Origin of the sequence: Sphaerisporangium sp. NPDC049002 (assembly GCF_040649355.1) — a bacterium.
In the GTDB taxonomy this organism is placed as follows: domain Bacteria; phylum Actinomycetota; class Actinomycetes; order Streptosporangiales; family Streptosporangiaceae; genus Sphaerisporangium.
Map to the genome: position 1 here is coordinate 21,858 of NZ_JBEZFH010000044.1, position 18,633 is coordinate 40,490.

Genomic DNA, 18,633 nt, shown 5'->3' on the forward strand with positions numbered 1-18,633 from the left:
GTTGAGGTGTACCTAAGTACACCCCCGTTCGGGCCGCAGGCGCATTCCGCCGGCACACCGCGATTCCTAACGTCGTCGGCATGGGAATCATCGAGATCACCAAGCTGCGCAAGCTGTACGGCAAGCAGGTCGCGGTCGACGACGTGTCGTTCGCCGTGGAGGAAGGCGAGATCTTCGGCGTGGTCGGGCGCAACGGCGCGGGGAAGACCACGACGGTCGAGTGCGTCTCCGGGCTCCGCACGCCCGACGGCGGCACGGTCGCCGTCACGGGTCTCGATCCCCGCCACGACCGCGCCGAGCTGCGGCAACGGGTTGGAGTGCAGCTCCAGGACTGCTCACTCCCGGACAAGCTCAGGGTGTGGGAGGCGCTCGACCTCTACGCCTCCTTCTACGAGCGGCCCGCGGACTGGCGGGAGCTGATGGAGGAGGTCGGCCTCGGCCAGAAGCGGGACACGGCGTTCGCCAAGCTCTCCGGTGGGCAGAGGCAACGGCTGTCGATCGCCCTGGCGCTCGTCGGCGCCCCGCGCGTGGCGATCCTGGACGAGCTCACCACGGGCCTCGACCCGCAGGCGCGGCGGGAGACCTGGGACCTCATCGAGCTGGTCAGGTCCCGCGGCGTCACGATCGTCCTGGTCACCCACTTCATGGAGGAGGCCGAGCGGCTCTGCGACCGGATCGCCGTGATCGACGAGGGCCGCGTGGCGGCGATCGACTCACCGGCGGGGCTGATCGCGCGGGTGGACGGGGGGCAACGGATCAGCTTCCGTGCCCCGCCCGAAGCCGAACGCGTCCTCAGGTCGGTCCCCGAAGTGACCGGTGTCACCAGGGACGGCGAGGGCGTCACGGTGACCGGGGCGGAGAACCTCCTTCTCCCCGTGACCACGGCCCTCGCGGCCAACCAGATCGTCCCCGCCGGGCTCCAGATGGAACGCGCCACGCTGGACGACGCCTTCCTCGCCCTCACCGGCCACCCGGCCACCGACGCGTCCTAGGAGGACCTCCATGCGGACCACTGCCATCCGCGCCGGCACCACCCGCAGGGGGACGAGCCTTCGCAAGCTCGCCCTGACGGAGACGAAGCTCTACCTGCGAGAACCTCTCACCGCGTTCTTCGCGCTCCTGCTTCCCCTCGCGCTCCTGCTCGTGCTCGGCAGCGCCATCCCCGGCTTCCGCGACCCAGATCCCGCGCTCGGCGGCGAGCGGGTGGTGGACACCCAACTGCCCGCCATGATGATCCTGCTGTCGGTGGTGACCTCGGCCTTCAGCGTGATCCCGACGGTGCTCGCGGTGTACCGGGAGCGCGGGGTCCTGCGCCGCCTGTCCATCACCCCGGCCTCCCCGGGCTCGCTGCTGGCCGCCCAGTTGCTGCTCAACCTGCTGACGACGGTCGTGGCGACCTTCTTGATGATCCTCTTCGGGCATCTGGTCCTCGGCACGCACGTGCCCGCCGAGCTCCCGTGGTTCGTCCTGGTCTTCCTGCTCGGGGTGTGCGCCATGTTCGCCCTGGGCCTGTCCATCGCGGCCGTGGTGCCGAACAGCCGCGCCGCCGGCGGGATCGGGGCGATCGTGATGTTCCCCCTGCTCTTCCTCGCGGGGATGTGGCTTCCCCGCGAGCTGATGCCCGAGGTCCTGCGCGGGCTCAGCGACTTCACCCCGACGGGCGCGTTCGGCCAGGCCCTGCGCGACACGTGGGCCGGCACGTCCCCGCAGGTGCTTCACCTGGTCGTCCTCGCCGCCTGGATGCTGGGGGCCGGCCTGTTCGCGGCGCGAGCGTTCCGCTGGGAGTGACCCTCGCCCTCCACCGGGGTACGGCCCACGCGGGGGCGCCGTACCCCGGTATTCTATTTGACCGATCGTTCTTGATACGGTTGCGTGCATGGCGAGGTCGAAGGAGTTCGATCCGGACGCGGCGCTCCAGGCGGCCCTGGAGCTGTTCTGGGAGCGCGGGTACGAGGCGACCTCCGTGGCCGATCTCGTGGAGCGGCTGGGGGTCGGACGGGCCAGCCTGTACGCGACCTTCGGCGGCAAGCACGACCTCTACATGAAGGCACTGGCTCGCTACATCGAGACGCGCAGCCCCTCGCCCATCGAGATCCTCTCCCAGCCCGGTCCCGCGCTGCCCGCCGTACGGGCGCTGGTGGAGTAAGTCTTATCTTGACCGTTTCAAGACAAAGTGGTCGCGCACGCTCGACGCCAACGTGACCGGCGTCTTCCTGTCGATGAAGCACGAGATCGCCGCCATGCGCGAGGGCGGCGGCGGTGTGATCGTGAACGTTGCCTCGCAGATCGGCGCCCACAAGAGGATCCCCGGCCTCGGAGCGTACGCCGCGTCCAAGGCGGCGGTGGCCGCCCTGACCCGCACGGCCGCGCTGGAGTACATCGGCGAGGGTATCCGGATCAACGTGGTGAGCCCCGGCCCGCACGACACCCCGATGTCGACGCGTCCCGGTGAGACCGAGGCCGACCGCGACGCCCGTATGAAGCTGCAGATCCCGATCGGGCGGGTCGGCACACTGGATGAGATCACCGCGAGCGTGCTCTGGCTGGCGTCGGACGAGGCGGGCTTCGCGGTGGGCAACGACCTGGTCGTCGACGGAGGCTCGACCGCCTGACACGTCGGTCTCTGAACGGCTCCGGTCACCTCGCACGTCATCACGGCCGACGACCCGCGAACGCCTCCGGTCACCCGGCACGTCATCACGGCCGACGACTCGCGAACGCCTCCGGTTACCTGGCACGTAATCGCAGGTGGTGAGGTGACCGAATAGCCTCACAGCATGACGACCACGGCGCGCTCCCAGCGACCCGTAGGCGAGCTCCTCCGCCAGTGGCGTGAGCATCGCAGGCTCAGCCAACTCGACCTGGCCATCCAGGCCGACATCTCGACCCGCCACCTGAGCTTCCTGGAGACCGGGCGGTCGAACCCGAGCCGCGACATGGTCCTTCACCTGTCGGAGGAGCTCGACCTTTCGCTCCGCGAGCGCAACCACCTGCTGCTCGCCGCCGGGTTCGCCCCCGTGTACTCCGAGACCACGCTGGACGCGCCGCGGATGACGGCCGTGCGTACGGCCCTGAGGCAGGTCCTCACCGGTCACGAGCCCTATCCGGCGGTTGTGGTGGACGGGCGCTGGAACCTCGTCGACGCCAACGTGAGCCTTTCGCTGTTCACCGGGCCCGTGTCGCCCGACCTGCTGGCGGCGCCCGCCAACGTGCTGCGGGCCAGCCTGCACCCCGAGGGCATGGCGCCGCACATCGTCAACCTCGGCGAGTGGCGGGGTCACCTGCTCGGACGGCTCCGGCGCCAGCTTGCGCTGACCGCCGATCCGCAGTTGGAGGCGCTCTACGAGGAGCTCTGCTCGTACCCCTGCGACCAGCCGGAGCCCGACGTGGAGATTCCCGGCCCCGGTGAGATCGTGGTGCCGCTCCGCTTCCGTCACGAAGGGCGCGAGCTCGCGTTCTTCAGCACGATCGCGACGTTCGGCACCCCGCTGGACATCACGGTCGCCGAACTGGCCATCGAGTCCTTCTTCCCCGCCGACCGTACGACCGCCGAGATTCTCAGGTCGACCATCGGTGAGCGGTGAGCCACTCGCGATCGGATTAGCGGCCGTTGTGGACCTGCCATCATTCCCATCCCTGTGAGAACCTGAAGGCATGATCACGATCGCCCATGTCAGCGATGTCCACATCGACGGTTCCCCGCGGAGTGCCGAGCGCGTGGAGCGGGTCGTACGTCACCTTTCCGGCCTTCCCGGGCCGATCGACGCCGTGCTGGTGACCGGTGACATCGCCGACCACGGGACCGTCGAGGAGTACGAGATCGCCCGCGAACTGCTGCGGTTCCCCTACCCGACGATCATCTGCCCGGGTAACCACGACAGCAGGCCGGAGTTCCGCAAGGTGCTGCTCGGCGAGCCCGGCGACACCGGCGCGCCCGTCAACCAGGTGCTCCGCGCCGGCGGCGCGACGATCGCCCTGTGCGACTCCAGCATCCCCGGCCGCGACGACGGTTACCTCGACGACGAGACCCTGCGGTGGCTCGCCGAGGTCCTGGAGTCGTCCGGCACGCCGGTCCTCGTTGGCATGCACCACCAGCCATTGCCGGTCGGCATCCCCTACGTCGACGACATCGGGCTCAAGGAGCCCGAGCGCCTGGAGGCGGTGCTCCACGCGCATCCCCAGGTCGTTGGCCTCCTGGTCGGGCACGTCCACAGCGCCGCCGCGACCACCTTCGCCGGCCTCCCGGTGTACGTCGCGCCGGGCGTGGCCTCGACGGGGCTGCTCCCGCAGGAGTCCACGGCGTGGCCGCCGGTCGACTTCGACCTGCCTCCCGGTTTCGCGCTGCACGTACTGACCGGCGACGGGCGCCTGACCTCCCACGCCCGCGTGGTCCTGCCCTGAACCCGGTGACACAGATCGCGCCTTCGCCCTGACCAACAACCGCAGGCTCAGTGGGGCGCCATGTCGACGAAGCGGCTGTAGTGACCCTGGAAGGCGACCGTGACCGTGGCGGTGGGGCCGTTACGGTGCTTGGCCACGATGAGGTCGGCCTCGCCGGCGCGCGGCGACTCGCGCTCGTAGGCGTCCTCCCTGTGGAGGAGGATCACAACATCGGCATCCTGCTCAATCGACCCTGATTCGCGCAGGTCGGACACCTGGGGGCGCTTGTCGGTGCGCTGCTCGGGGCCTCGGTTGAGCTGGGAGATCGCGATGACGGGCACCTCCAGCTCCTTGGCGAGGAGCTTGAGGGCACGGGAGATCTCGGAGACCTCCTGCTGGCGGCTCTCGGTCTTCTTCGGGGAGCTCATCAGCTGGAGGTAGTCGACGATGACGAAGCGCAGGTCGTGACGCTGCTTGAGGCGGCGGCACTTGGCACGGATCTCCATCATCGACATGTTGGGCGAGTCGTCGATGAAGAGGGGTGCTTCGGCGACCTCGCTCATGCGGCGCGCGAGGCGGGTCCAGTCGTCGTCGTTCATGGTGCCGGAGCGCATGGTGTGCAGAGCCACCCGCGCCTCGGCCGACAGCAGGCGCATCGTGATCTCGTTCCGGGACATTTCCAGAGAGAACACGACTGTCGCCATATGGTTCTTGATAGCGGCAGATCTGGCGAAATCGAGCCCCAGGGTCGACTTGCCGATGGCGGGACGGGCGGCCACGACGATCATTTGGCCGGGGTGGAGGCCGTTCATCAGGGCGTCGAGGTCCTGGAAACCGGTCGGGACGCCGACCATCTGGCCGCTGCGGCTGCCGATGGCCTCGATCTCGTCGAGCGCGCCCGGCATGATCTCCGACAGCGGGCGGTAGTCCTCGCTGGTGCGGCGCTCGGTGACCGCGTAGATCTCGGCCTGGGCCCGGTCGACCAGCTCGTCGACCTCTTCGTTCTGCCCGCCGTACCCGTAGGCGACGATGCGGGTGCCGGCCTCGATGAGCCGCCGCAGGATCGCCTGCTCCCGCACGATCTTGGCGTAGTAACCGGCGTTCGCCGCCGTGGGCACGACGGCGGTCAGGGTGTGGACATAGGCGCCGCCGCCCACGCGCGCGATCTCACCGCGCTTGGACAGCTCGCCGAAGATCGTCACCGCGTCCGCCGGTTCGCCGCGCCCGTACAGGTCGAGGATGGCGTCGTAGATGATCTGGTGGGCGGGCCGGTAGAAGTCGTCGGAGCGCAGCACCTCGACGACGTCGGCGATGGCGTCCTTGGACAGCAGCATGCCGCCGAGCACCGACTGCTCGGCCTCGATGTTGCTGGGGGGCGTGCGCTCGAACGGGGCGTCGAAGGCGGGGACCACTTCACTGCTCAACTGGCCGCCTCCTTCGAACTCCCGTGCCACCCCCGAAGTAGCCGGGGTGACAGTTTCGCCGGTTCTGAAGGAACCGGCAACGCGTCCTGTCGACAAGGTTGTGGATAACGTGTGCAGTTCTCGTCATGAGGTGTGGGCGCGCTGGGGACAACCCTGTGGATAACCGATGTGCATAACCACAGAACCCCTATTGAGCAGGGAAAACGATATCCACGAGCTGTGGAGAAAAGAAACTTGGCGCGACACGTGGACAGTCGCCCGCCCCCGTCCCGAGCACGGCGACGTAAGGGGCAAGATGGACAAGTGACTCTTACCCCCCACGTCGGGAGCCGGGAGATCCTCAGGCTCGCCGTTCCGGCCTTCGGCGCGCTGGTGGCCGAGCCACTCTTCATCCTCGTGGACTACGCGATCGTCGGCCGTCTCGGCACGACCTCGCTCGGGGCGCTCGGCATCGCCGGCACCGCCCTGACCACCCTGGTGAACGTCTGCGTCTTCCTGGCATACGGCACCACCGCGGCGGTGGCGAGGCAGGTGGGCGCCGGGAACCTCGCGCGGGCGGTCAAGCAGGGCATCGACGGACTCTGGCTGGCCACCGCCATCGGCCTGGCGCTGATCGCGACGTGCTGGCCGCTCGCGCCGTGGATCGTCGAGCTGTTCGGCGCCTCCCCCGGCGTGGCCGGCCAGGCGGTCACCTACCTGCGGATCAGCCTGCTGGGCACCCCGCCCATGCTCATCGTCCTGGCCGGTACGGGCATCCTGCGCGGGCTCCAGGACACCGTGACCCCGCTGGCCGTCGCCATCGGCTCGTTCACGCTCAACGCGGTGCTGAACGCAGTGTTCGTGCTCGTCCTCCACTGGGGCATCGCGGGGTCCGCCTGGGGCACCGTCCTCGCCCAGGGGCTCGGGGCGGTCGTCTACCTGCTCGTCGCGGCCAGGGCGGCCCGCGAGCACCGCGTCTCGCTGGAGCCGCACCTCGCGGGCATCAGGGACTCGGGCACGGCGGGGATCGCGCTGCTGATCCGCACGGTCTGCCTGCGCCTGGTGCTGATCCTCGCGACGGCCGTCGCCACGCGCATGGGGATCGCCCAGCTCGCCGCGCACTCGATCGCGACGCAGATCTGGTCGCTGCTCGCGTTCGCCCTCGACGCCATCGCGATCGCGGGTCAGGCGATCACCGGGCGCGCCCTCGGCGCCGGGGACGTCCGCCAGACGCGTGCCGCCACGCGGACCATGGTGGCCTGGGGCATCGGGTACGGGGTGTTCCTCGGGCTCGTGATCATCGTCCTTCGGCCGGCCATCCCGCACCTGTTCGGCGCGGACCCCGACGTGAGCGCCGAGCTCGTGGCGGTCCTGTGGATCGTCGCGCTGCTCCAGCCCCTGGCCGGGGTGGTGTTCGTCCTCGACGGCGTGCTGATCGGAGCGGGCGACCGGCGCTACCTCGCCTGGGCCTCCTCCCTCACGACGATCGTCTACCTCCCGGCGGCCTTCGGCGTGGTCCACCTCGGCGGCGGCCTCGTGGCACTGTGGATGGCGTTCGTCGCCTGGATGGCGGCCCGGGCGGTCACCCTCGGGCTGCGCGCGTACGGCCGTGCGTGGCTGGTCACCGGCGGCTGACCGGCCTGACGGGCCGATGCCGACCGGCCCGCCGAGCCCGGCGCGCACCGCCCGTACGCCGCCGGTCTGGTCATATGCGGCGGGCGCCGAGCACCCGGCGGAGAAACTCCCTGGTGCGGGGCTCCCGGGGATCGGTGAAGATCTGCTCGGCCGTGCCCTGCTCCAGCAGGACCCCTTCGGAAAGGAAGCACACCTTGTCGGCGATGTCGCGTGCGAAGCCCATCTCGTGGGTGGCGAGGATCATCGTCATGCCGGACTCCTTGAGCTCACGGATGATCTCCAGCACCTCGGCGACCAGCGCCGGATCGAGGGCCGAGGTCACCTCGTCGAGCAGGAGCAGGCGGGGACGGGTGGCCAGCGCCCTGATGATCGCCACCCGCTGCTGCTGGCCGCCGGACAGCCGGTCGGGGTAGGCCGCGGCCCTGCCGTCCAGGCCGAACCGGGAGAGCAGCTCACGGGCCTGCTCCTCGGCCTGCGCCCGCCCCACGCCGTGCACCTTCCTCGGCGCGAGCGTGATGTTGTCCAGCACGGTCATGTAGGGGAACAGGTTGTACGACTGGAAGACCATGCCGATGCGCTTGCGCACATCGTCCGGGTTCGCCCGAACGTCGGTGATCTCGGTGCCGTCGAGCCTGATCGCACCGTCGTCCACTGTTTCGAGCAGGTTGACGCAGCGCAGCAGGGTCGACTTGCCCGACCCCGAGGCGCCGATCAGGCAGACCACCTCGTGGGAGTCCACCGACAGGTCGATGCCGCGCAGCACGCTGTGCCGGTGGTAATGCTTCCAGACGCCCTCGATCTCCAGCAGGCCGCTCACATGCCTCGCCGCCTTTGGGAACGGGCCGACAGGTAGTCGGTGAAACGGGCCATCGGGATCGTCAGCAGGATGAACAGCAGCGCCGCCGCGAGGTAAGGGGTGTAGTTGAAGGTCTCGGCCGCGTGGATCTGCGCCTGGCGCAGCGCCTCCAGCGGCCCGATCGTCGCGACCAGGGCGGTGTCCTTCTGCAACGACACGAAGTCGTTGAGCAGCGGCGGCACGACGCGGCGTACGGCCTGGGGCAGGACCACGAACCGCATCGTCTGGCCGTGGGTGAGCCCGAGCGAGCGCGCGGCGGCGCGCTGGCTGGGATGCACGGATTCGATGCCCGACCGGAACACCTCGGCGACGTACGCGCCGTACGAAAGCGTCAGCGCGATGACTCCCAAGGTGGCGAAGTCGGACGGCATGCCCTGCAACCGCAGCGCGGGCAGCCCGAAGCCGACCAGGTAGATGACCAGGATCGTCGGCACCCCGCGGAACACGTCGGTGTACAGCACCGCGAGGGATCTCAGCGGGAAGAACACCGGCGCGTGCAGGTTGCGTACGAGCGCGACCACGAGGCCCACGATGAGGATCAGCGGCTCAGCGATCAGGAAGATCTTGATGTTGAGCAGGAACCCCCGGAGCACGTCGGGGAACGCGTCGGTGAACTGCCCGAGGTCGAAGAACGTCTCCTTGACCCTGGGCCAGCCCGGGGAGGCGGTGACCAGCCAGATCACCAGCACGAAGAACACGATCGTGGAGACGGTCGCGACTGAGCTCGACCGCAGGTCCATGCGGCGGCGGAGCCGTTCACGCTCGCGCTGGCGTTCGCTCTTGGCCCATCCCGCCGTCGAGGCGGCTGGATCTTCGGCTGTCGAGGTCCCGCCGGGTTCGATGGACGGGTCGTTCACCGCAGTTCCGGCGCACCGGCCGCGGACCCGAGCCACTGGGACTCGATCTTCGCCAGTTCGCCGGAGGAGGTGAGCTCCCCGATCGCCTTGTTCACGCAGCTCACCAGCGGGCTGCCCTTCTGGAAGACCAGGCCGAACTGCTCGGGCGTACCGGAGCCGCTGCCGAACTGACCGACGATCTTCGAGCCGTCGACCTGCGCGGCGGTGACGTAGAACGCGGTGGGCAGGTCGACCACCAGGGCGTCCACCTGCTTGTTCTTCAGGGCGGTCACCGCGTCGATCTGCTCGTTGTAGACGTTCGGCTCGGCGCCGGGCTTGATGACGTCCTTCACGGCCTGAAGGGACGTGGTGCCGACCTGGACGCCGATCTTGGCGTCCTTGAGGTCGGCGAGCGAGGTGGCCGAGGCGAACTTCGAGCTGTCCAGCGTGACGGCGGCCTGCTTGACGGTGTAGTAGCCGTCGCTGAAGTCGACCGCCTTGGCCCGTGCCGGGGTGATGGACACCTGGTTGACGTCGAAGTCGAACTGCTTCTGGCCGGGGGCGAAGGCCGAGTTGAAGGGGGCGACCGACCAGGTCACCTCACTGGTCGCGAAGCCCAGCTTGCTCGCCACCGCGTAGGCGACGGCACTTTCGAACCCCTGGCCGTTCGCCGGCTTGTCGTCCTTGAACCACGGCTCATAGGCGGGCTTGTCGGTGCCGACGGTCAGGGTGCCCGGCTTGAGCAGCTTGAGCTGGTCCTTGGCGCAGGACTCGGACGCCGAGGGGGCGGCGGTGGTCGTACCCGACGGCGAGGAGGTGTCGGAGGCCGGAGCGCATGCCACCGCCACCGTCGCGAGGGCGCCGAGCGCCAGCAGCATCGAGGGACGGAGCATTCAGGCCTCCAGAAGGGGGTGTAACCGAGGGAATTCGTCGCTCAGGATATCCGGTACGACGCATTACCACATACAGCCCTATCGCCGGTGGAATCCCACCCTCCCATGCGACGGCGAAGGGCCCCTCCCCGGATCGGGAAGGGGCCCTCCATTCACTTCACGAGCGGGTCGCTCAGTTGCCGACGACCTCGACGTCAAGGTTGGCCGCGACCTCGGGGTGCAGCCGGACCGAGACGCGGTGGGAGCCGACGCTCTTGATCGCGTTCGTGATCTCGATGCGGCGACGGTCGAGCAGCGGACCGCCGGCGGCCTTGACCGCGTCGGCGATGTCACCGGTCGTCACCGAGCCGAACAGGCGGCCGGACTCGCCCGCCCGGGTCTTCAGCGTCACCCGGAGGGAGCCGAGCCTGCCGGCGACCTCCTTGGCGGTGCCGAGGTCACGGATCTCGCGGGCGTCGCGCGCCTTCTTGATCGACTCGATCTGCTTCTCGCCGCCACGGGTCCAGCGCATGGCGAACCCGCGCGGGATCAGGTAGTTGCGGCCGTAGCCGTCCTTGACCTCGACGATGTCACCGGGGGCGCCGAGGCCCGAGACCTCGTTGGTGAGAATGAGCTTCATGTCTCCGCCTCCTGTCAGCGCGCGGTGCTCGTGTACGGCAGCAAGGCCATCTCACGGGCATTCTTGATCGCGGTCGCCACGTCACGCTGGTGCTGGGTGCAGTTGCCCGTCACCCGGCGGGCACGGATCTTGCCGCGGTCGGAGATGAACTTCCGAAGCAGCGCCGTGTCCTTGTAGTCGACGTAGGAGATCTTGTCATGGCAGAACAGGCAAACCTTTTTCTTCGGCTTGCGCAGTGCCGGCTTCGCCATCGTGGTGCTCCTCCTAAGAGAGCCCCGCACGTTGCGGGAATGGTCGATCGGTTACTGGGATTGAACTTCTGATCAGAAAGGCGGTTCGTCGCTGAGGTCGCCGCCACCGTGGGAGCCGCCGAAGCCGCCACCCTGGTTGTAGCCACCACCGCCGCCGCCGCCACCGTAGCCACCGCCACCCGGAGGTGCCGGAGTGGCCGAGGCCCACGGGTCGTCGGCTCCGCCGCCGAACCCGCCACCGCCACCGCCCTGACGGGCGGTCTTGTTGACCTTGCACGTGGCGTTACGAAGGGACGGACCGACCTCGTCGGCCTCGACCTCGTAAACGGTGCGCTTCTCGCCTTCCTTCGTTTCGTACGACCGCTGGCGCAGCCGCCCCTGAACGATGACCCGCATGCCGCGCTGGAGGCTCTCGGCGACGTTCTCGGCCGCCTGGCGCCACACGTTGCAGGTCAGGAAGAGGCTCTCGCCGTCCTTCCACTCGTTGGTCTGTTTGTCCATGAACCGCGGAGTGGATGCGATGCGGAACCGGGCCACGGCCTGCCCCGAGGGGGTGAAACGCAGCTCCGGGTCGTCGACAAGGTTGCCGACGATGGTGATCGTTGTGTCGCCTGCTGCCATCGGTCGCTTTCGCCTTCCTGCGTGAATCTGCGCAGCCTGTTGGGCCTCAGAGTACGGCTACCGCCCGACAAAAGCCGGGCTTCGGCATGACCCGAAGCCGCTCAGTGCATGTCGGGACGCAGCACCTTGGTACGCAGGATGCCCTCGTTCAGGTTGAGCTGCCGGTCGAGCTCCTTGACCGTGGCCGGCTCGGCCGTGAGGTCGACGACGGCGTAGATGCCCTCGGACTTCTTGATGATGTCGTAGGCCAGCCGGCGACGACCCCATACGTCGACCTTCTCCACGGTGCCGCCGTCATTGCGGACGACCGTGAGGAACTGGTCGAGCGAGGGAGTCACCGTGCGCTCATCGAGGGACGGGTCAAGGATGACCATCAGTTCGTAACGACGCATGCGGACTTCCAACCTCCTCTGGACTTTTGCGGTCACGACACCATGCCGTGACAGGAGGACGCCGACGTTCTCGTGCCGCCTTCGGTGGCGGAGCGACTAAGCGCGGTCGATAACACACGCATAACAAACGCGGCCCCAGAAGTCTACCAGGACCGGCCGACTGCCCCGCCGCGATTGTCCGCCGCCTGTAAGGGGAACGTCACGGAGGGAAGAGAGGAGGTGGCCGCCATGCCACAAGCCCCTGGCCCGACCGAGAGCGAGCCCTTCCGCCTCACGCTCAACACCGACGGCAGGAAGCACACCCGCGAGAACATGTTGACCATGGTCGCGTTCGCCTGCGGTCTGGTGGCGTTCGTCAGCGGGTTCGTCGTCAGCGCCCACATGATCGCGTCGTGGGCCGGACTGGTGGGGTTCGTCGTCGGGATGTACTCACAGTACGTCTCGGCCACGACCGCTGAGCGCTCGGTCAACATCGTCGCCATCGTCATGTCGTTCGTCGGCGTGGCGACGGGCATCTACCACGGCGGGTTCATCCCCTGACGGTCACAACGTAACGGGCGATGGCCAATTCGCCAGAGACGCGAACGACGGGGGCGCCCCCCGAGGCGCCCCCGTCGGCGTGGCAGGTGGGCGGAAGCTATGTCAGCCTCCGATATGAAGATCGACGCCGAGCAGGATGAGGAACCAGAGGAAGACCGCGAGAAGGGCTTGGGCGACCTTCTTGAGCAGGCTGGGCGTGATGTAGTCGTGGACCCAGGCAACGTAGATGCCGATGAGGATGTAGATCAGGCCTAACAGGCTGATTCCGCGGCGGCGATAGGCCACAGTCGTCTCCTATGTCTCACGGTACGCGGGTTTCTGGGCGTACCAACCCGGCGCTCCACCTGCCCCTGGGCCGGTTCTTGAAACGGCTACGCTCGTCCCATGGTGCGTATCGGAGCTCACGTCGACCAAGACGACCCACTGGCCCACGCCACGGCGCGAAAGGCCGAGGTCGTGCAGTTCTTCCTCGGTGACCCCCAGGGGTGGAAGGGGCCGGTCGTCCCGGCCGCCGCCGACGCCCTCAAGGCGTCGGAGGTCGACGTCTACGTCCACGCCCCGTACGTGATCAACGTCGCGACCGCGAACAACCGCATCCGGATCCCGAGCCGCAAGCTCCTCGCCAGCCAGTTGGAGGCCGCGGCCTCCATCGGCGCCAAGGGCCTGATCGTGCACGGCGGCCACGTCGGCAAGGACGACGACCCCCAGCTCGGCTTCGACAACTGGCGGAAGGTGTTCGAGCGGCTCGACACCCCCATCCCGGTGCTCATCGAGAACACCGCGGGCGGTGGCAACGCGATGGCGCGCAAGCTTGAGCGCGTGGCCCGCTTGTGGGAGGCGCTCGACGGCTTCGACGTGGGCTTCTGCCTGGACACCTGCCACGCCCACGCCGGCGGCGAGGAACTCGCCGACGTGGTCGACCGCGTCAAGGCAATCACCGGCCGCATCGACCTGGTGCACTGCAACGACTCGCGGGACGCCTTCGACTCGGGAGCCGACCGGCACGCCAACCTGGGCAGCGGCCAGATCGACCCCGAGCTGATCCTCAGCGTGTGCCGCGCGGCCGGGGCTCCGATCGTGGTGGAGACCCCGGGCGAAGGCCAGGCGGCCGACATCGCCTTCCTTCGCGATCACCTTTGATCCACAGCCTGTGGATAAGTCCCCGGATTACTCCACCGGGAAAGTGGGTACAGGCTGCGGCCCAGCGCCTCAGCCTGCCCATGCCCCGCTGATGAAGGTCATGGTGTTGAGCACCATGAGCGGCCCCGCGACCAGCGCGTACAGCATGAGCACGGGCCGCCGCCGCGCGGAGGCCTGCCCGAGCATGACCCACAGCGGCCACCACAGCAGCAGGGCACGCGGGATCGACAGGTAGTACGCGGAGAAGACGAGCGCGCCGAGCTGGAGGCCGACGTAGACCAGCTCGCTCCACCGCCGCGCGAGGAGCAGCCAGATCACCACGGCGAACCCCACGAGCGCGCCGGCGATCTCCATGCGGAACGCCCAGACGAACTGGCCGTCGCCCGCGGCCATCTGCCAGGTCGTCCAGAACGACTGCCACGGCCACACCATCTGCCGTCCCCAGCCGGCCTCCTGGGCGTGCTGCCAGGCGAGCCAGTCGCCCGTACGTCCGTGCTGGTAGGCGGAGTAGAGCACGAGCGGCAGGAACGGGACCAGCAGCCACGCGGCCTTGCCGGCCCGGCCCCGGCGCATGACGAACTCCACGATGAGGGCCAGGGCGAGGAACAGCCCGGTGATACGCACACATGAGGCCCCGGCGGCGAGCAGGCCCGCCGCCATCCAGTTCTGGCGTCGCGCGTAGAGCCAGGCGGGCACCGCGAAGGCCAGGAAGAGCGACTCGGTGTACCCGGCGAACAGGAAGACCGCCGTCGGGCAGAGCAGGAGCGCCAGTACGGCCCGCCAGCCGGCGCCCTCGGGGCCCTCTAACTCGCCGAGCCTCGCCAGCGCCGTCATCGCGACCAGCCCCGCGACGAACGAGATGAGCAGGCCGGCGAGCGACCAGTCGGGCACGATCACATGGACCAGGCGCAGGGCGAGGGGCATCCCGGGGAAGAAGGCGGGCAGCCCGGCGTCGGGGTCGGTGGCGGGGTTCCCGTCATAGCCGTACTTCGCGATGTCCACGAGAAGCTTGGCGTCCCAGTGCTGCCAGCGGTCCAGGAACGGCGTGAGGAGCTTGTCCCCCGCCAGCACGCTCGCTCCCACCGTCGCCGCGACGACGATCCCCAGGCGCGAACCCAGCCACAGAACCAGCGCGTCGCCGTCGGACCGGCGCCCGGAGGGCACCCGGGAAACGGTCTCCTGGAGGGAGGTCTGCACAGGAAGGAGAATAGAGGGTCATCCTGGACTTTCGATCAGGACCTCAGGCCGAGCTCACGCGGGCCGGTCCTCGACCGCGCGCGGAGCCACCCGCAGGACGAAGCGGTCCTCGGCCCCGTCGAAGACGCCGCCGATCGGGTCGTCCACGCCGCCCCGCCGGATCACGTCGTGCTCGGGCCGCAGGATGTCCCTGACCACGAACGCCGCCATGATCGCGATCGTGGCCACCCGGCCCCAGACCCCGGTGAAGTACGTGCCGTCGCTGATCCCGAGAGCCTCGTTGCCGGGCTGGATGCCGACGAGGTAGAGCCAGATCGCGAAGAAGTACCAGCACTCGGCCACCTGCCAGAGCAGGAGGGGCTTCCAGTTCGGCCGCGCCAGCACCGCGAACGGCACCAGCCACAGCACGTACTGCGGGGACCACACCTTGTTGGTCACCATGAAGGCGGCGAGGACCAGGAAGCACAGCTGCATCAGCCTCGGCCGGGTGCGCGAGGTCAGGGCCAGCACGGCGATGGCCAGGCACAACACGCCGAACGACGCGATGCCGAGCATGTCGATGCGGCTCGGATCCCCGAGGACCGGCCACTGCTTCGTCTGGAAGAAGTACCAGACCGATCCCCAGTCGGCTCCGCGCTCGCTGCTGAAGGCGTAGAACCTCTTCCAGCCCTTGAACGCGAGAAGCATGAATGGCAGGTTCACGGCCGCCCACGCGATCACGGTGCCGCCGAGCGTCCAGAGGAAGGCCTGGAACCTGCGGGTGCGCAGCGCCAGCAGGAACAGCGGGCCGAACAGGACGAGCGGGTAGAACTTCGTGGCGATCGCCAGGCCCAGCAGCACCCCGGCCAGGAAGTGCCTGTTCCTCGACCACGCGAGGAAGGCCCCGAGGCTGAGGGCTCCGCACAGCAGGTCCCAGTTGATGAACGCCGTGAGGATGAGCGCGGGCGCGAGCGCGTACCAGGCGGCGTCCCAGGGACGGCCCTGCATCCCGGCCAGCGACGCCATGACCAGGACGCCCACGATCAGCGAAGCCGCCATGACGAGCACGGTGAGGTCGTAGAACCAGACCCCCGGCTCGTTCAGCCCGGACACGATCTTCTGGATGACCCACATCAGGGAGCCGATGCCGACGGGGTACTCCACGTCGTGGCCGAAGTACGGCGCGAGCCCCTGGTCGAGCTTCTCGTTCCACCACAGTGGATAGATGTCGGTGTAGCAGAAGTTGAGGAACTGCTGGGTGCCGTCGTTCCACGCCCCGCCGAACCGGCAGGGCGCCTTCCAGGCGTACGCGAGCACGGCCCCGAGGGCCGCGAGCAGCCCGAGGGGAACCAGGGGCAGCACGGCACGGGCCACGGGGGCGGCGGGACCGGGGACGTACGTCGATCGGCTCATGGCGTTATCCGATCACCGGGTGGGCGCGGGCGTCGACCGGCGCCCGCCTGTGGGCGACGGTGAGGGGGCGGGCGGTGACGGCGTGGTCGAGGTGCCGCCCGGGGCGTCGCCCTGGTTGATCGGGTCGCCGCCTCCGTTGTTGCAGGCGTCGTCCCAGGGAAGGCAGCCGCCGCCGTTGTCGCCGCCGCCGTTGTCCCCGCCGCCGTTGTCGTCCGGCCAGCCGTTGTCGTCCGGGAACCCCTCGTCGGTCGGTGTGGGGGTGGGCGTCGGAACCGGCTTGGGCGCGAGGTCGAGCGGCGAGCCGATGTTCGTCGGCGGGGGGAACTCCTCGGCCTTCTGGCCCTTCATGGCCTCGGCCATGAAGGCCCGCCACACGCGCGCGGGGACGGTGCCTCCGTCGAAGTTGTTGCCCAGCGACAGCTCGGCGCCGGTCTTGCGGTCTTCCTTGTACATGCCGACCGCCGAGGAGAGCTGCGGGGTGAAGCCGACGAACCACGCTTCCTTGTTGTCATTGTTCGTACCGGTCTTGCCCGCGACCGGACGGTCGGACAGGGCCGCGGCCGTACCGGTGCCGCCCTTCACCACGGACCGCAGGGCGACGATCGCGTCCGCGGCCACTTCCTCGGAGATGACCTGCTTCGGCGTCTTGTCCTCGGTGATGACCTCGATCTTGTCGGGACCGATCACCTTGATGACCGTGTGGGTCGGGTAGTGCTTGCCGGCGTTGGCGAAGATCGAGTAGCCGCCCGCCTGCTCAACCGGGGTCACACCGGCGCTGCCGATGGAGAACAGGAACCGGTGGTCGTTGACGTCCTTGTCGAGGCTGTCCTTGCTCAGGCCCGCGTCCTCGGCGATCCGCTTGACGGCGTCCAGCCCGACCTCGGCGCCCATCTGGCCGTAGGCCGTGTTGATGGAGTGCTGCGTGGCGTAGACGATGTCCATCGAGGCCGGCGTCGCGTGACCGTTGAAGATCGGCGTCGTGCCTTCGAGCTTGAGCGGCTGCTTGCCGCTCACGTAGCTCTTCAGGCTGTGGCCCGCCTCCAGCCACGCCGCCAGCACGTACGGCTTGAACGCCGACGCCGCCTGCTTGCGGGCCTGGAACGCCTCGTTGAACTGGTCGGGATGCTTGCCGAGGTAGTCGTTGCCGCCGTAGAAGGCGATCACCCGGCCGTTGCGCGGGTCGACGGCGGCGAGTCCGGTGTGGACCTCCTTCGGGAGCCCCGCGGTGGTCTGGACGACGGCCTTCTTCGCGGCGAGCATGAGGTTCTTGTCGAAGGTCGTGTAGATCTTGTAGCCACCGGTCTCGATCTCGGACCGCGGCAGCCCCTTGGACTCAAGCTCGCTGAGCACCTGGGTCAGCATGTAGCCGCGCAGCTTGCCGAACGCCGAGGAATCCCTGCGGGGCTTCGGCGTCGGGAACTTCAGCGTCGTCGGAAAGGCCCCGTACTCCTTGGGGTTGAGCTTCGCCATCTGCCCGAGGACGTAGTTGAAGCGGAACTGGGTGCCGGAGTAGTTCTTCTTTTCCTCGGCGATGTCGAAGTTGCCCGGCTGCTGGATGCGTCCGGCGAGGTAGGCGCCCTCGGCCTTTGTCAGTTTCTTGACGCCATGACCGAAGAACTTCTGGGCGGCGGCCTCGATGCCGTAGGTGTTGCGGCCGAAGGGGACGGTGTTCAGGTAGTACTCAAGCACCTTCTCCTTGTCCCAGTCCTTGTCCAGCTTGATCGCGATGAAGATCTCCTTGACCTTCCTCTTGATCGCCACCTCCTGGCTGAGGCCGTTGAAGTAGTTCCTCGCCATCTGCTGGGTGATCGTGGACGCGCCCTGCAGCTGCGTTCCGGTCGCGGTGCTCCAGGCCGACCGCGCGATGCCGGACAGGGAGATGCCGGGGTCGGTCCAGAACGTGTCGTTCTCGGCCGCGACCACCGCGTCCTGCACGTACTTCGGCACGTCCGCGAGCTTGACGGCCTTGCGCTCGGTGCCCAGGCGGGCCATCGTCGAGCCGTCCGAATAGAGAAAGGTGCTGGCCTGGGCGGTGGCGGCCTTCTGGGCGTCGTTCTCGCTCGGCAGCGGAGTGTTGGCGTACGCGACGGCGATCATGCCGAAGACGCCGGCCGCGAGGACGGCGAAGCCGACCATCACGATCTTCCAGTTGGGGACGAACCGCCTCCAGCCCGTACGGCCGGGCGGCTCGTCGTCCCTCTGCCGCCGCCTGCCCGGGCCCTCACCGGGAGGCCCGTCGCCCGGACCCCTGCCACCGGGCGCACCCGGCCCGGGACCGCCGGGCGACCTGCGGCTTCGCCTGCCGCCCATGTCACGGCTCACGACGGTCTCCGAGCCGGAGACCTCGCGCCGTGGCGCGCCCTGGCCGGGCGGAGGCAACTGCCGATGCTGATCAGGCCGCGGCGCTGCGGTGGCTCACCGGGGCCTCGCTGCCCGTCGTGGAGCTGGAGGAGGCCAAGACGGTTCGGGCCGCGTTGG

At 68.8% G+C, this 18,633-nt stretch carries 19 protein-coding genes and 2 pseudogenes; 9 read left to right on the top strand and 12 right to left on the bottom strand.

Going from position 1 to position 18,633, the window contains the following annotated elements:
• Positions 1-80 precede the first annotated feature (80 nt).
• From AB0B89_RS12225 to AB0B89_RS12250, 6 genes and pseudogenes are all read left to right on the top strand, one after another.
• On the top strand, positions 81-992 hold the full coding sequence (locus AB0B89_RS12225; protein WP_358551457.1) for an ABC transporter ATP-binding protein: 912 nt from the start codon (positions 81-83) through the stop codon (positions 990-992).
• A 10-nt stretch (positions 993-1,002) separates the two neighbouring features.
• Entirely contained in the window at positions 1,003-1,788 is a 786-nt protein-coding gene (locus AB0B89_RS12230; protein ID WP_358551459.1) for an ABC transporter permease, read from the top strand.
• 88 nt (positions 1,789-1,876) lie between these two features.
• Positions 1,877-2,143, top strand: a pseudogene (locus AB0B89_RS12235) (helix-turn-helix domain-containing protein); the annotation flags it as partial.
• A gap of 13 nt (positions 2,144-2,156) precedes the next feature.
• Positions 2,157-2,612: pseudogene (locus AB0B89_RS12240) on the top strand (SDR family oxidoreductase); the annotation flags it as partial.
• A 165-nt stretch (positions 2,613-2,777) separates the two neighbouring features.
• Positions 2,778-3,584, top strand: coding sequence for a helix-turn-helix transcriptional regulator (locus AB0B89_RS12245; RefSeq protein WP_358551461.1), 807 nt, complete (start codon positions 2,778-2,780; stop codon positions 3,582-3,584).
• A 70-nt stretch (positions 3,585-3,654) separates the two neighbouring features.
• On the top strand, positions 3,655-4,401 hold the full coding sequence (locus AB0B89_RS12250; protein WP_358551463.1) for a phosphodiesterase: 747 nt from the start codon (positions 3,655-3,657) through the stop codon (positions 4,399-4,401).
• A gap of 47 nt (positions 4,402-4,448) precedes the next feature.
• Here AB0B89_RS12250 and dnaB read toward each other — a convergent pair whose 3' ends face one another.
• A complete protein-coding gene (gene dnaB / locus AB0B89_RS12255; RefSeq protein ID WP_358551465.1) occupies positions 4,449-5,804 on the bottom strand; it encodes a replicative DNA helicase in 1,356 nt (451 codons plus the stop codon).
• A 303-nt stretch (positions 5,805-6,107) separates the two neighbouring features.
• On the opposite strand from dnaB, the gene AB0B89_RS12260 reads away from it, so the two are divergent.
• On the top strand, positions 6,108-7,418 hold the full coding sequence (locus AB0B89_RS12260; protein ID WP_358551467.1) for an MATE family efflux transporter: 1,311 nt from the start codon (positions 6,108-6,110) through the stop codon (positions 7,416-7,418).
• 70 nt (positions 7,419-7,488) lie between these two features.
• On the opposite strand, the gene AB0B89_RS12265 is transcribed toward AB0B89_RS12260, so the two are convergent.
• From AB0B89_RS12265 to rpsF, 7 genes are all read right to left on the bottom strand, one after another.
• Positions 7,489-8,235: an amino acid ABC transporter ATP-binding protein gene (locus AB0B89_RS12265; RefSeq protein WP_358551469.1), complete on the bottom strand. Its 747-nt coding sequence runs from the start codon at positions 8,233-8,235 to the stop codon at positions 7,489-7,491.
• Entirely contained in the window at positions 8,232-9,131 is a 900-nt protein-coding gene (locus AB0B89_RS12270) for an amino acid ABC transporter permease (RefSeq protein ID WP_358551471.1), read from the bottom strand. Before AB0B89_RS12270 ends, AB0B89_RS12265 begins: the two co-directional genes overlap by 4 nt.
• The gene (locus AB0B89_RS12275; RefSeq protein ID WP_358551473.1) at positions 9,128-10,003 is read right to left on the bottom strand and encodes an ABC transporter substrate-binding protein; all 876 of its coding nucleotides are present in this window, start codon (positions 10,001-10,003) and stop codon (positions 9,128-9,130) included. Before AB0B89_RS12275 ends, AB0B89_RS12270 begins: the two co-directional genes overlap by 4 nt.
• A gap of 172 nt (positions 10,004-10,175) precedes the next feature.
• Complete coding sequence (rplI, locus tag AB0B89_RS12280; RefSeq protein WP_358551474.1) at positions 10,176-10,622, bottom strand: 50S ribosomal protein L9; 447 nt, start codon at positions 10,620-10,622, stop codon at positions 10,176-10,178.
• 14 nt (positions 10,623-10,636) lie between these two features.
• The gene (rpsR, locus tag AB0B89_RS12285; protein WP_061256131.1) at positions 10,637-10,873 is read right to left on the bottom strand and encodes a 30S ribosomal protein S18; all 237 of its coding nucleotides are present in this window, start codon (positions 10,871-10,873) and stop codon (positions 10,637-10,639) included.
• Between the two features lie 72 nt (positions 10,874-10,945).
• Entirely contained in the window at positions 10,946-11,494 is a 549-nt protein-coding gene (locus tag AB0B89_RS12290) for a single-stranded DNA-binding protein (protein ID WP_358551476.1), read from the bottom strand.
• A gap of 101 nt (positions 11,495-11,595) precedes the next feature.
• Positions 11,596-11,886, bottom strand: coding sequence for a 30S ribosomal protein S6 (gene rpsF, locus AB0B89_RS12295; protein ID WP_358551478.1), 291 nt, complete (start codon positions 11,884-11,886; stop codon positions 11,596-11,598).
• Between the two features lie 228 nt (positions 11,887-12,114).
• On the opposite strand from rpsF, the gene AB0B89_RS12300 reads away from it, so the two are divergent.
• Positions 12,115-12,426, top strand: a complete 312-nt coding sequence (locus AB0B89_RS12300; RefSeq protein ID WP_358551480.1) for a hypothetical protein — start codon at positions 12,115-12,117, stop codon at positions 12,424-12,426.
• A gap of 102 nt (positions 12,427-12,528) precedes the next feature.
• Here the strand turns inward: AB0B89_RS12300 and AB0B89_RS12305 are convergent, their stop codons facing one another.
• Positions 12,529-12,711: a hypothetical protein gene (locus AB0B89_RS12305; protein ID WP_358551482.1), complete on the bottom strand. Its 183-nt coding sequence runs from the start codon at positions 12,709-12,711 to the stop codon at positions 12,529-12,531.
• 99 nt (positions 12,712-12,810) lie between these two features.
• Here AB0B89_RS12305 and AB0B89_RS12310 point away from each other — a divergent pair, with 99 nt between their 5' ends.
• Complete coding sequence (locus AB0B89_RS12310; protein ID WP_358551484.1) at positions 12,811-13,566, top strand: deoxyribonuclease IV; 756 nt, start codon at positions 12,811-12,813, stop codon at positions 13,564-13,566.
• A gap of 69 nt (positions 13,567-13,635) precedes the next feature.
• Here AB0B89_RS12310 and AB0B89_RS12315 read toward each other — a convergent pair whose 3' ends face one another.
• From AB0B89_RS12315 to AB0B89_RS12325, 3 genes are read right to left on the bottom strand one after another with little or no spacing between them, the layout of a single operon-like run.
• Positions 13,636-14,763 carry a mannosyltransferase family protein gene (locus AB0B89_RS12315; RefSeq protein ID WP_358551486.1) on the bottom strand — a complete coding sequence of 376 codons (1,128 nt, stop codon included), beginning with the start codon at positions 14,761-14,763 and terminating at the stop codon, positions 13,636-13,638.
• A gap of 54 nt (positions 14,764-14,817) precedes the next feature.
• A complete protein-coding gene (locus tag AB0B89_RS12320; protein ID WP_358551488.1) occupies positions 14,818-16,155 on the bottom strand; it encodes a glycosyltransferase 87 family protein in 1,338 nt (445 codons plus the stop codon).
• A gap of 12 nt (positions 16,156-16,167) precedes the next feature.
• Positions 16,168-18,477: a transglycosylase domain-containing protein gene (locus tag AB0B89_RS12325; protein WP_358551490.1), complete on the bottom strand. Its 2,310-nt coding sequence runs from the start codon at positions 18,475-18,477 to the stop codon at positions 16,168-16,170.
• Positions 18,478-18,633: the final 156 nt, after the last annotated feature.

Excerpts from the sequence above, each read along its gene's own strand:
- AB0B89_RS12225 (WP_358551457.1), top strand. The coding sequence starts at position 81 with ATGGGAATCATCGAGATCACCAAGCTGCGCAAGCTGTACGGCAAGCAG.
- AB0B89_RS12230 (WP_358551459.1), top strand. The coding sequence starts at position 1,003 with ATGCGGACCACTGCCATCCGCGCCGGCACCACCCGCAGGGGGACGAGC.
- AB0B89_RS12245 (WP_358551461.1), top strand. The coding sequence starts at position 2,778 with ATGACGACCACGGCGCGCTCCCAGCGACCCGTAGGCGAGCTCCTCCGC.
- AB0B89_RS12250 (WP_358551463.1), top strand. The coding sequence starts at position 3,655 with ATGATCACGATCGCCCATGTCAGCGATGTCCACATCGACGGTTCCCCG.
- AB0B89_RS12275 (WP_358551473.1), bottom strand. The coding sequence starts at position 10,003 with ATGCTCCGTCCCTCGATGCTGCTGGCGCTCGGCGCCCTCGCGACGGTG.
- rplI (WP_358551474.1), bottom strand. The coding sequence starts at position 10,622 with ATGAAGCTCATTCTCACCAACGAGGTCTCGGGCCTCGGCGCCCCCGGT.
- rpsR (WP_061256131.1), bottom strand. The coding sequence starts at position 10,873 with ATGGCGAAGCCGGCACTGCGCAAGCCGAAGAAAAAGGTTTGCCTGTTC.
- AB0B89_RS12290 (WP_358551476.1), bottom strand. The coding sequence starts at position 11,494 with ATGGCAGCAGGCGACACAACGATCACCATCGTCGGCAACCTTGTCGAC.
- rpsF (WP_358551478.1), bottom strand. The coding sequence starts at position 11,886 with ATGCGTCGTTACGAACTGATGGTCATCCTTGACCCGTCCCTCGATGAG.
- AB0B89_RS12300 (WP_358551480.1), top strand. The coding sequence starts at position 12,115 with ATGCCACAAGCCCCTGGCCCGACCGAGAGCGAGCCCTTCCGCCTCACG.
- AB0B89_RS12310 (WP_358551484.1), top strand. The coding sequence starts at position 12,811 with ATGGTGCGTATCGGAGCTCACGTCGACCAAGACGACCCACTGGCCCAC.
- AB0B89_RS12320 (WP_358551488.1), bottom strand. The coding sequence starts at position 16,155 with ATGAGCCGATCGACGTACGTCCCCGGTCCCGCCGCCCCCGTGGCCCGT.